This is a genomic window from Geminicoccus flavidas, from assembly GCF_009806515.1.
In the GTDB taxonomy this organism is placed as follows: Bacteria; Pseudomonadota; Alphaproteobacteria; order Geminicoccales; family Geminicoccaceae; genus Geminicoccus; species Geminicoccus flavidus.
Genome location: NZ_WUJP01000310.1, coordinates 1 through 11,911 on the forward strand (window position 1 = coordinate 1; position 11,911 = coordinate 11,911).

12 protein-coding genes and 1 pseudogene are annotated in these 11,911 nt (G+C 68.8%); all 13 read right to left on the reverse strand.

The genetic code is table 11. The features are described 5' to 3' along the window. Positions 1-811 (reverse strand): annotated as a pseudogene (locus EQG76_RS08550) (polyribonucleotide nucleotidyltransferase); the annotation flags it as partial. Positions 812-1,014: 203 nt separating this feature from the next. Beyond that, entirely contained in the window at positions 1,015-1,284 is a 270-nt protein-coding gene (rpsO, locus tag EQG76_RS08555) for a 30S ribosomal protein S15 (protein WP_159712434.1), read from the reverse strand. After that, positions 1,281-2,225, reverse strand: coding sequence for a tRNA pseudouridine(55) synthase TruB (gene truB / locus EQG76_RS08560; protein WP_159712436.1), 945 nt, complete (start codon positions 2,223-2,225; stop codon positions 1,281-1,283). The genes rpsO and truB overlap by 4 nt, the downstream gene beginning before the upstream one ends. After that, positions 2,222-2,545: a 30S ribosome-binding factor RbfA gene (rbfA, locus tag EQG76_RS08565; protein WP_407925515.1), complete on the reverse strand. Its 324-nt coding sequence runs from the start codon at positions 2,543-2,545 to the stop codon at positions 2,222-2,224. Before rbfA ends, truB begins: the two co-directional genes overlap by 4 nt. A gap of 110 nt (positions 2,546-2,655) precedes the next feature. Continuing rightward, positions 2,656-5,361, reverse strand: a complete 2,706-nt coding sequence (gene infB / locus EQG76_RS08570; protein ID WP_159712438.1) for a translation initiation factor IF-2 — start codon at positions 5,359-5,361, stop codon at positions 2,656-2,658. Continuing rightward, positions 5,358-6,026 (reverse strand): DUF448 domain-containing protein, encoded by a 669-nt coding sequence (locus EQG76_RS08575; protein ID WP_159712440.1) that lies wholly within the window; start codon positions 6,024-6,026, stop codon positions 5,358-5,360. Before EQG76_RS08575 ends, infB begins: the two co-directional genes overlap by 4 nt. After that, complete coding sequence (gene nusA, locus EQG76_RS08580; RefSeq protein ID WP_159712456.1) at positions 6,023-7,564, reverse strand: transcription termination factor NusA; 1,542 nt, start codon at positions 7,562-7,564, stop codon at positions 6,023-6,025. Before nusA ends, EQG76_RS08575 begins: the two co-directional genes overlap by 4 nt. An 8-nt stretch (positions 7,565-7,572) precedes the next feature. Next, a complete protein-coding gene (gene rimP / locus EQG76_RS08585) occupies positions 7,573-8,148 on the reverse strand; it encodes a ribosome maturation factor RimP (RefSeq protein ID WP_255476494.1) in 576 nt (191 codons plus the stop codon). An 80-nt stretch (positions 8,149-8,228) separates the two neighbouring features. Next, positions 8,229-8,495, reverse strand: a complete 267-nt coding sequence (locus EQG76_RS08590) for a hypothetical protein (protein WP_159712444.1) — start codon at positions 8,493-8,495, stop codon at positions 8,229-8,231. A gap of 177 nt (positions 8,496-8,672) precedes the next feature. Further along, positions 8,673-9,395 (reverse strand): tRNA (guanosine(46)-N7)-methyltransferase TrmB, encoded by a 723-nt coding sequence (trmB, locus tag EQG76_RS08595; RefSeq protein ID WP_159712446.1) that lies wholly within the window; start codon positions 9,393-9,395, stop codon positions 8,673-8,675. Positions 9,396-9,397: 2 nt separating this feature from the next. After that, entirely contained in the window at positions 9,398-10,573 is a 1,176-nt protein-coding gene (gene metK, locus EQG76_RS08600) for a methionine adenosyltransferase (RefSeq protein WP_159712448.1), read from the reverse strand. A 151-nt stretch (positions 10,574-10,724) separates the two neighbouring features. Next, positions 10,725-11,249 (reverse strand): helix-turn-helix domain-containing protein, encoded by a 525-nt coding sequence (locus EQG76_RS08605; RefSeq protein ID WP_159712450.1) that lies wholly within the window; start codon positions 11,247-11,249, stop codon positions 10,725-10,727. Positions 11,250-11,267: 18 nt separating this feature from the next. After that, on the reverse strand, positions 11,268-11,911 hold a 644-nt coding region (gene lnt / locus EQG76_RS08610; protein WP_159712452.1), incomplete at its 5' end, for an apolipoprotein N-acyltransferase.

The following is an 11,911-nucleotide window of genomic DNA, read 5'->3' on the forward strand; positions in this document are numbered from 1 at the left end:
GGTCGACCTTGTCGTGACGGGCCTGCTTGCCCTTCTCGGCATAGGCGGCGCGCAGGTCCGCACCCACGAGCTTCTCCAGCTCGGCGGCGAGCTCGGCGTTGTCGGCCTCCTCCAGCTCCCAGGGGTCCTTGGCGCACTGCTCGGCAAACTCGATGATCAGGTCGATGACCGGCTGCATCTCCTGGTGGCCGTGCATGACGGCACCCAGCATGACCTCCTCGGACAGCTCCTTGGCTTCCGATTCGACCATCATGACCGCGTCGGCAGTGCCGGCCACGACCAAGTCGAGCTCGGAGGTCTTCAGCTGCTCGACCGTCGGGTTCAGGATGTAGGCACCATCCTGGTAGCCGACCTTGGCCGCTGCGATCGGACCCAGGAACGGCACGCCGGAGATGGTCAGCGCCGCCGAGGCGCCGATCATCGAGATGATGTCGGTGTCGGTCTCGCCGTCATGCGCCAGCACGGTGACGACGACCTGGACCTCGTTCTTGAACTCGCCGGGGAAGAGCGGGCGGATCGGCCGGTCGATCAGCCGGGAGATCAGGGTCTCCTTCTCCGACGGCCGCCCTTCGCGCTTGAAGAAGCCACCGGGGATCTTGCCCGCGGCGAACGCCTTCTCCTGGTAGTTCACGGTCAGCGGGAAGAAGTCCTGCCCGGGCTTCTTCTCCTTGGCGGCGACCACCGCGCACAGCACGACGGTCTCGCCGTGGGTGGCCAGGACGGCGCCATCGGCCTGGCGGGCGATCTTGCCGCTCTCCAGCGAGAGCGGCTTGCCGCCCCAGGTCATCGACTTGCGGGTAAGGTTGAACATATCCCCAGTTTCCCTTCGTCGCCCCGTCCGTCACGTTCGGCGGGGTCTACTTCCGTGGCCGCGACCCCGGCATCGACCGGCCGCGGTCAGGGAAGGGCCGGACCGCCCGCACCTCGCGGACGGTCCGCCTCCGGTGACCCCGGCCGATCGGGTCGGGCAGGGGTCACCGGACGCAAAGGGGCGCCTTCAGGCGGCGCCCCAAATCACTTGCGCAGGCCGAGACGCTCGATCAGTGCCTTGTAGCGGTTGGCGTCCTTGCGCTTGAGATAGTCCAGCAGGCTGCGCCGCTGGCCGACCATCATCAGGAGACCACGGCGGGAGTGGAAATCCTTCTGGTGGGTCTTCAGATGCTCGGTCAAGTTGGTGACCCGCTCGGACAGGATCGACACCTGGACCTCGGGCGAACCGGTGTCGCCCGGGTGGGTGGCGTACTCCTTGATGAGCTCGGCCTTGCGCTCGGCGGTGATCGTCATCGTCTACGTTCCATCGGCATCGAGGTCATGAATACGCGGACCGGCTGCAATTCGCCTTCCTCGAACCGGGTAAGCGCGACCAGCCGGCCGCCCCACATCGCCCGGACCATCGGCTCGGCCCCGAGCTCTCCCTCGATCATGTGCGGGAGAGCCACGATAGCCTGGCCGGCGGTCAGACGGTGGGCTTGCGGTTCCGTGACGGCGAGCGCCGGGATGCCGGCCAGCGCGGTCGCCACGGGAACAAGCACCTGCGGCAGGCTTTCCTCGGCGATCAGCGCCTCGAGGTCGTCCAGCCGCACGGATGTTTCGATGTTGAAGGGGCCAACCACGGTGCGGCGCAGCTGGGTGACGTGGGCGACGGTGCCGAGCGCCTCGCCCAGGTCGCGCGCCACCGCCCGGACATAGGCGCCCTTGCCGGAGCCCATCGCCATGACGGCGTGGTCGGCATCCGGCATGTCCACCAGCTCCAGGCTGTCGATCCGGATCGGGCGGGGCTCCAGGACCACTTCCTCGCCACGCCGGGCGAGGTCGTAGGCGCGCTCGCCGTCGATCTTGACTGCGGCATAGATCGGCGGCCGCTGCATGATCTCGCCCCGGAAATCCGGCAGCACCGCCTCGATCTGCTCACGGGTCGGCCGTACGTCCGAGCGACCGATCACCACGCCGTCGCTGTCGTCCGTGTCGGTCGCCTCGCCGAACCTGATCGTGAACTCGTAGGCCTTGCGGGCGTCCATCACGTACATGACGGTCTTGGTCGCATCGCCCAGAGCGATCGGCAGGACGCCGGTCGCCAGCGGGTCGAGCGTGCCGCCATGGCCGACCTTCTGCGCGTTGGTCGCCCGCTTGATGACGTTGACCACATGGGTCGAGGTCATCCCGCCGGGCTTGTCCACGCACAGCCAGCCATGGATCGGGATGCCCTTGGCGCGTCTGCGGCTCATTGGGGATCTTCCTCGCCATCGCGCGGGGGCAATGACGCCAGCTCGCGGGCCAGCAGGGTCTCGACCTTCGATGCCTCGCCGAACGTCTCGTCCGGGACGATGCGCAGGCGCGGGCCGTATTTCAGGTCCATCTCGCGGCCGAGCCTGGCGGTCAGATGGGGGCAGGCGCGGATCAGCGCCTTCATCACTTCCGGACGGATCCGGTCGCGGCCGAGCTCGGCGACGAACACGGTGGCCTGCTTCAGGTCCGGGCTCATCCGCACCTCGGACACGGTTACGTGCGCGTCCTGCAGTTCGGGGTCGTGCAGCTCATGGCGCATGAAGACATCGGCGAGGCGGTGCCTTACCGCCTCGCCGACCCGCATCTGCCGTTGTGACGGCGCACCGGAGCGGGCACTGCCGCCCGCTCCGTGGCCACGGGAACGTCCGCTCACAGGCTTCGCGCGACCTCCTGGACCTCGTAGGCCTCGACGACATCGCCGATGCGGATGTCGTTGTAGCCCTCCAGCGAGAGACCGCACTCGAAGCCCTCGCGCACCTCGCGGACATCGTCCTTGAAGCGCTTGAGCGAGCCCAGGGCACCCTCGTGGATGACCACGTCGTCCCGCAGCAGGCGCACCCGCGAGGTCCGCTTGATGAGGCCGTCCGTGACGCGGCAGCCGGCGATCTTGCCGATCCGCTGCACCACGAAGATCTCGCGGATCTCCGCATGGCCGAGGGTGACCTCCTTGGCCTCCGGCGCCAGCAGGCCGGAGAGGAGCGCCTTCATCTCGTCGAGCAACTCGTAGATGATCGAGTAGTAGCGGATCTCCACGCCGTCGCGCTTGGCCAGTTCGCGCGCCGGCGCATTGGCCCGCACGTTGAAGCCCAGGATCACGCCGCTCGACGCCGCCGCCAGGGTGACGTCGCTCTCGGTGATGGCACCGACGCCGCCATGGAGGATCCGCACTGAGACTTCCTCGGTGCCGAGCTTCTGCAGGCCGGCCTGCACCGCCTCGAGCGAACCATGCACGTCCGTCTTGATCACGACCGGCAGCTCCTTGAGCTCGCCTTCCTTGATCTTCGAGAACATGTCCTCCAGCGAGCCACGGGCGCCCGCGGTCGCCACGAGCTGGGCCTCGCGCTTCTTGCGCTGCCGGTACTCGGCGATCTCGCGCGCCCGGTCCGGGCTGTCGGTCGCCGAGAGCAGGTCGCCGGCGCTCGGCACGCCATCCAGGCCCAGGATCTCGACTGGTACGGACGGGCCGGCCTCGGCCACGTTCTGGCCGCGGTCGTCGACCAGGGCACGGATGCGGCCCGAGGTCGTGCCGCACACCACCGTGTCGCCGACCCGGAGCGTGCCCTTCTGGACCAGGGCGGTGGCCACCACGCCGCGGCCGCGGTCGAGCCGCGCCTCGATGATGGTGCCCTGCGCCTCGCGATCCGGGTTGGCCTTGAGGTCGAGCAGCTCCGCCTGGAGCTGGACCGATTCGATCAGCTTCTCCAGGCCGAGCTTCTTGAGCGCCGACACCTCGACCGCCTGGACGTCGCCGCCGAAGTCCTCGGTGACCACGTCGTAGCTGAGCAGCTCGCTCTTGACCCGGTTCGGGTCGGCCTCGGGACGGTCGATCTTGTTGATCGCCACCACGATCGGCACCTTGGCCGCCTGGGCGTGGCGGATCGCCTCGATCGTCTGCGGCATCACGCCGTCATCGGCCGCGACCACCAGGATGACGATGTCCGTCACCGAGGCGCCGCGGGCGCGCATCTGGGTGAACGCCGCGTGGCCGGGTGTGTCGATGAAGGTCACCGGCATGCCCTGGCCGATATCGACCCGATACGCGCCGATATGCTGGGTGATGCCGCCGGCCTCGTGCGCCGCCACGTCCGCGTTGCGGAGCGCGTCGAGCAGCGAGGTCTTGCCGTGGTCGACATGGCCCATGACCGTGACGACCGGCGAGCGCGGCTGTAGGTCGACATCCTCGTCGACCGTCAGGCCCTCGATGCCCTCCTCGATCATCGATTCGGACACCCGCTTGGGCCGGTGGCCGAACTCGGACACCACCAGCTCGGCCGTGTCGGCATCGATGGTCTGCGCCGGTGTGGCGAGGATCTTGTTCTTCATCAGAACCTTGACCACCTCGCCCGAGCGGACCGCCATGCGGGTGGCCAGCTCCTGCACGGTGATGACGTCCGGGATCGCGACGTCTCGGACGATCAGCTCCGTCGGCTGCTGGACCTGCTGGCGGCCCTTCTGCTGGCGGCGACGCATGGCGGCCACCGAAGGAGCACGCCGCTCCTCGATGTCACCCTCGGCACCGAGCACGATCCGGCCCTTGACCTTGCCGGCGTCGTCCTTGCGGGCAGCCGGCGCCATGAGCTTGGGTGCCTTGGCGGCAGCCTTGCCCTTGACCGGACGCTTCTCCTCTAGCGCCTCAAAGCCGAAGCGCGCGGCCGGCTGCGGCGCACGCGGCGCCTCGGGCGCGGCGGCGGCCGGCCTGACCGCCGGGCGCTCCTCGGTCCGTGCCGGGGCAGGGGCCTCGGCCGGCCGCGCCGGCTGCGGCGCTGCCACTGCGGCCTTGCGCTCCTGCTCCTCGAGCAGGCGGCGAGCCTGCTCCTCGGCCTTGCGGCGGATCTCCTCCTCGGCCTTGCGCCGGGTTTCCTCCTCGGCGCGACGCTTGGCCTCGGCCTCGGCCTCGACGCGGCGCCGCTCCTCCTCGATCGCCCGCTGCCGCGCCTCTTCCTCGAGGCGCTTGCGATCCTCCTCGGCACGGCGCTGGTTGACGATCACCGCCTGGAGTCGTGCCTGCTGCTCGGCCTCGGTCAGGGCACGCAGGCGCACCGGCCCGCGATTGCCGCCACCAGAGCCGCGAGTCTCACCACCCGGGCGCCCGACACCCGTCGCCGGCGCGCGGCTGGCCTGATCGGCCCCTGCGCCGGACGTGGGACGCGGTGCTACCGGAGCCTGGCCGGTCCCGCGCGACTTGCGCACCTCGACCTGGACCGGCTTGCTCAGCACGCCGTGCGAGCGCGCCTGCTTCACCGTGCCGACGTCGACCGTCTTGCGGGGGAGATCCATGCGACCGGCGCTGCCGCCGGTGCCAGACGGGCGGAGGCCGATCCGGGCTTTGTTGTCCTGACCCTTCGGATCGTTCATGAGGCGAGCCGTTCCTGTCGTTCGGTCGATGTCGTCATCGTGGTGGGGTGATCCGCGCCAGCCTGCCGGAACCCGGCTAGGCGGCGCGTGATCGCCAAAAGCGGCGTGGCGTGGCTCTCGTGAGTGACCACGAGATGGACGGCCTCGTCGCGGCCGAGTGCCCGGCCAAGCTCTGAGCGGTCGAACAGCCGGACCACTGGCAGGTCGACCGCGATCCGGCCCAGCTTTTGCAGCCCGTCCTCCGCTGCGTCCATAGCCTGGATCAGGAGCCTGCCCCGCTTGGCGCGCAGGCAGCGCTCGACCTCGTCGAAGCCGTTCAGCAGTGCGCCGGCTCGGCGGGCTAGCCCGATCCGGTCCAGGCCGCGGCGCACCAGGGCCGCCTCGACCTGCTGGGGAAGGTCGTCCGGAACCCGGACCTCGGGACCGGCCGCACGGGCGAGCGCCCGCCGCTTCAGCGCCAGCTCCAGGCTGGCGCGGTCGGCTTCCAGCCAGAAGCCGCGGCCGGGCAGGCGGGCGTCGACGTCGAAGACCAGCCGGCCCTCGGGATCACGGACAAAGCGGAGCATGCCGCAGCGGTCCTGGCGCTCGCGCGACAGGACGGAGCGGCGCGGGTTGCGCGCCGTGCCGGCAGGCTCCTCGATGATCGCGATCGTCGTCTCGCTCAAGCGTGCTCCGCTTCCGTTTCGGTCTCGGCGGCGGGCGGCTCGATCCAGCCGAGCGCCACCCGGGCCGCCATGATGATCTCGCCTGCCGTCTCACCGGTCAGACCGGCCTCGGGCAGGAGCTCGACCAGCTCGTCACCAGAGAGGTCGGCCAGATCCTCCAGTGTCTTGATGCCCTTGCGGCCGATCTCGACCGCATGAGCCAGCTCCAGCTGCTCGAACTGGAGCAGGTCGTCGGCGATGCCGAGCTCCCCCGCCTCGGCGGCCAGCGCCTCCTGCTGCTCCTGCAGCCAGGAATGGGCGCGCTCGATCAGGGCCTGGGCGATCTCCTCGTCGAAGCCCTCGATCGCGGCCAGTTCCTCCGGCGGGCAATAGGCGACGTCGGCGACCGAATCGAACTCCTCGGTGGCGAGCAGCTCGGCGATCACGGTCTCGACGTTCAGGGCCTCGGTGAACAGTTCGATGCGGCGGCGGAAGATCGCCGAACGCTTCTCGCTGTCCTCCGTCTCGGAGATGATGTCGATCTCCCAGCCGGTCAACTGGCTGGCGAGCCGGACGTTCTGGCCGCGCCGGCCGATCGCGATGTGCTGCATGTGGTCGGGCACCACCACCTCGATCCGGTTGTTGTCCGGATCGAGCACCACGCGCGACACCTCGGCCGGAGCCAGGGCATTCACCACGAAGTTGGCCGGGTCGGGCGACCAGGGGATGATGTCGATCTTCTCACCGGCCAGCTCCTGCACCACCGCCTGGACGCGGCTGCCGCGCATGCCGACGCAGGCGCCGACCGGGTCGATGCCGCCTTCCCGCGAATACACGGCGATCTTCGCCCGGCTGCCCGGATCGCGGGCGCAGCCCTTGATCTCGATGATGCCGTCATAGATCTCTGGCACTTCCTGCTCGAACAGCTTCGCCATGAACATGGGATGGGTGCGCGAGAGGAAGATCTGCGGGCCGCGGGTCTGGTGGCTCACGTCGTAGAGATAGGCCCGGATCCGGTCCTTGTTGCGGAACAGCTCGCGCGGGATCAGGTCGTCGCGCCGGCAGATGGCTTCCGCCTTGCCGAGGTCGACCAGCACGTTGCCGTGCTCGATCCGCTTGATCTCGCCGACTACGATCTCGCCGATCCGGTCCTTGAACTCGTTGTACTGCCGCTCGCGCTCGGCCTCGCGCACGCGCTGGACGATCACCTGCTTGGCCGACTGCGCCGCGATGCGGCCATAGTCGATCGGCGGCAGCGGGTCCTCGATCACGTCGCCCTCGTGGGCGGCCGGATTGAGGCGCTTGGCGTCGGCCAGCGAGATCTGCAAGGTCGGCTCGGTGACCTCCTCGACCACCTGCATCACGCGGAAGATGCCGATGTCGCCGGTCTTGCGGTCGATCTCGGCGCGGATCTCCAGCTCCTGACCATACTTGCGGCGGGCGGCGGTGCCGATCGCCTGCTCCATGGCCTCGATGACCTCGGTCGGCGAGATGCCCTTTTCCTGCGCCACGGCCTCGGCGATCCGCAGGAGTTCGGCCCGGCCGAACACGGGACCCATCGCTTCCATCAGACGCCTCCCTCGGGGCTCTCGTCCTGTGCGGCGAGCCTGGCCTCGTGAGCCTGCTGCGCCGCCTTGATCAACGCGTCGGTGAGTACCAGGCGGGCCTTGCGGATGGTCGGGTAGGGCACCCGGAACTCCTGCCCGTCCTGCTCGATCACAATGTCCTCGCCGTCGACGGCCTTGATGGTGGCCTTGAAGCGCTTGCGCCCCTCGATGTCGGGCTCGATCTCCAGCTTGGCCAGGTGGCCGGCGAACCGGGCATAGTCGCCCAGCTTGACGAGCGGCCGGTCGATGCCGGGCGAGGTGACCTCCAGCGTGTACGCTCCCGGAATGGGATCATGCACGTCCAGGATCGCCGAGATGGCCCGGCTGATGTCGGCACAGTCCTCCACGTCCATCACCCGGGCCGGGTCGGAAGGCTCGGCCATGACCTGCAGCGTCCTGCGCGTCTGGCCGAGAAGCCGGACCTGGACGAGCTCGAAGCCCATTCCCCGCAGGCTTGGTTCGATCAGATCGACGAGGGTGCTGATGGTGCGACTCCTGGAAAAACGGCATGCCAAAGGGAGCGGGCGTCTACCCACTCACCTCGCATCGGCGTGGCAGTGAACGTGGCGGTAGATACTCGCTCAGGCGGAGAAGTTCAAGGGGGAGCGGTGCCGTTTCAGCGCCCTGTCCCCATGATGCCGGCGTTCTCCATCGTGCGCTGCAACATCCGCTCGCCGGTCCGCTGACCGTAGAGTCCGAGCGCTGTCTGCGTCCATGGCGCCTCGAAGTCCTCGATCGCCGCACCGCCGTCCAGCGCCAGGCGGAGCATCGAGGCTGCCAGGTTCGAGAGCTCCGTCCTGAGACCCTGCTGGTCCTCCTGGAGCGCAACGATCAGGAAGCGATTGAAGGTCTGCTCGTCGTCAGCCCTCGTCTGTGTCTGCATGCAGGCGACGGGCGCAAGAGAATCACCCGGCTGTGCCTGCGCCGGCACCGTAGACCCACGCAGCGATGCTAAAAAATTACAAAGGAAGAGAATAGCAGTCGTAGAAATATGGCACCAAGCCCTGTCGAATATTATCCCAGCCGGTGAGTTCATCAAAGCTGCGCAGGAGCTTGTTTTTCATGATACGGGCTGGCTGTCACGAACGAACCGGAAGAATGCCGGGCTGCGCCCCTCACGCTCGGCCTTAGCCTGGTAGCGGGTCCGGACATGGTCGGGCGGTGCCACCGTCCAGTCCGAGGCACGCTCCGCCGTCCAGACGAGACCCGGCGTGGCAAGGGCGGCATCCAGCATCCAGCGGGCATAGTCGACGATGTCGGTGGCGAGGCGCAACTCGCCAGCCGGCACCAGCGTCCGCGCCATCTCCGGCACGGTCTGCCGGTTCACGATCCGGCGCTTGTGGTGGCGCGGCTTGGGCCAGGGGTCCGGGAACAGCACGTCGATGCGCTGCAGGCAGCGGTCCGGCAGCACCCGCAGGAGCAGCCGCGCGTCGTCGGGGAGGATCCGCACGTTGTCGAACCCGGCCGCCTCGACCTCCGCGACCAGCTTGCCCACGCCGTCCAGGAACGGCTCGACGCCCAGGAATCCCAGCTCGGGATGGGCCTTCGCCTGGGCGGCCAGATGCTCACCCCCGCCGAAGCCGATCTCTAGGCGGAAGCCCTGCATCGGCCGGAAAAACAGCGCCGCCGGATCGAGCTGGCCCTGCTCGGGCAGCGTGATCCGCAGCGCCGGGAGCCGCTCGTCCAGCAGGAGGCGGCGGGCGGGCTTGAGGCCCGGGCCCTGCCGCCGGCCCCAGATCTGGCGACGGACCGGGACGGGCCCGGTCGCGTCGGTCCCGGCCATGCTCAGTTGAACGCCCGCTTCAGCTCGTCGACCAGGTTGCGGGCTTCCCAGGAGAAGCCGCCATCGGTCTCGGCCGCATGGCCGAAATGGCCATAGGCGGCGGTGCGCGCATAGATCGGCCGGTTGAGGTGCAGATGCTCGCGGATACCACGCGGGCTCAGGTTCATGACCTCGTTCAGCACGCTGGCAAGGCGGCCCTCGTCGACCTGGCCGGTGCCGAACGTGTCGACATAGATCGAGAGCGGCTTGGACACGCCGATCGCGTAGGAGAGCTGGATCACGCATTTGCGCGCCAGGCCCGCCGCCACGACGTTCTTGGCGAGGTAGCGCGCGGCATAGGCCGCCGAGCGGTCGACTTTGGTCGGGTCCTTGCCGGAGAAGGCACCGCCGCCGTGGGGCGCGGCCCCGCCATAGGTGTCGACGATGATCTTGCGGCCGGTGAGGCCGGCGTCGCCGTCTGGCCCGCCGATCACGAAATTGCCGGTCGGGTTGACGTAGAACTCGCTCTCCGGCGGGAACCAGCCCTCGGGCAGCACGGAGCGGACATAGGGCCGCACCAGCTCGCGCACCTCGGCCGTGCTCAAGCCCGCGTCATGCTGGGTAGAGACCACGACGGAAGTGGCCGCCACCGGCTTGCCGTCGACATAGCGCAGGGTGACCTGGCTCTTCGCATCCGGCTGAAAGCCCTTGACCTTGCCGGAATGGCGGTCGGCGGCCATGCGGCGCAGGATCTCGTGCGCGTAGTAGATCGGCGCCGGCATCAGCTCCGGGGTCTCGTCGACCGCGAAGCCGAACATGATGCCCTGATCGCCGGCACCCTCGTCCTTGCTCTCGCCCGCGTCCACGCCCTGGGCGATGTCGGCCGACTGCTCGTGGAGCAGCACGTCGATCTGGCAGTTCCGCCAGTGGAAGCCATCCTGCTCGTAGCCGATGGCCCGGATCGCCTTGCGCGCGGTCTCCTTGATCACCTCGCTGTCGATCCGGCTGTCGGCACCGGGACGGACCTCGCCCGCGATCACCACGCGGTTGGTGGTGGCAAGCGTTTCACACGCGACACGCGCGTAAGGATACTCGGCCAGGTAGAGATCGACGACCTCGTCGGAGATCCGGTCGCAAACCTTGTCCGGATGTCCCTCGGACACCGATTCGCTGGTGAAAAGGAAGTCGTTCGAGGCCATTGATCGCCCACTCTCCGAAACCACGGGGGTCACCCAGACGCAGGCCGTGCCACAGGCACGAACCTGTCGGATTCCGACGCTTGCCAGCTGTTGGTCAGGTCGAACGCGCCATAGTGACCGTGGATGCTTCTGAACGGCACCGACGTGCTGGTCAAGAAGACCGGTGCGGCCGGGACAGCGACCAATCCGCCGCGTTGCCCGGGGAATACGCCCGGTCCGCCGGCGGGCGGGCGGCGGAGAGGCCGGCCAGCGCCTTGGCCAGCTCGGCCAGGCGGCGGCGGATTGTCGGGTCCTCGATGCGATGGAAGGCGCGCACCAGTTCCAGCGTCTCCCGGTTCTCCACGGCCGTGCCGGAGACCTTGAGCGGCGGAGCGGGTGCTGCGCGTGGCGCGCCCGAGAAATCGAACCGGCCGCCCCGGTCCTCGGCCAGGCCGCGCTGCGGAGCGTCCTCCATCTCGTCGAAGAACCAGGCCACCGGCGTGTCGAGAATTCGGCTAATCGCGAACAGGCGAGAGCTGCCCATGCGGTTGGCGCCGCGCTCGTACTTCTGTATCTGCTGAAACGTGACGCCCAGCAGTTCACCCAGCCGTTCTTGGCTCATCCCCACGAGCGTGCGGCGAAGCTTCAGACGCTTGCCGACATGGACATCAACCGGGTCCGGATGCTCGATCGTCATTGCGGCGAGCCTGTTCGCTCAATCAGTGTCCTGTTGTGACCGAAACTCAACGAACAGGCAAGCCGCGGCGAATAGGCTGATCGCTATCCAACCCCAAAGTGAACCTAGACGCCCGCCCACCGGCCGCTCCGGCAGGGCGGCGGGCAGCTTCCCGTCGATGACGCCGCGCTCGTCCAGGCCGAGCTCCGCCAGGATCCGGCCATAGGAGTCGGTCACCACCGACACGCCGGTGTTGGCGGCGCGCACTAGCGGCAGTCCTTCCTCCACGCTGCGCATCCGTGCCAGGGCCAGATGCTGCCAGGGGCCGGCACTCCTGCCGAACCAGGCGTCGTTGGTCACGTTGAGGAGCCATTGCGCCCGGCCACTGCCGTCGGTGGCGGCGGACGGATAGGCCACCTCGTAACAGATCAGCGGGCTGAACGGCGGGATGCCCGGCAGCTCCTCCGTGGTCCGGCCGGCTCCTGGCCGGAACTCGCCCCGGGCCGCCACCGCTTCCAGGCCGATCGCGCCCAGGAGCCCGCGCAGCGGCAGGTATTCGCCGAACGGGACCAGGTCGACCTTGTCGTAGCGCGCGGTGATCGCCGCACCCGGGTCGATCACGTAGATGCTGTTGTTGGCAAAGGGCTGGCCGTCGGCGTCCTCGGCATAGTGGTTGGCGCCGG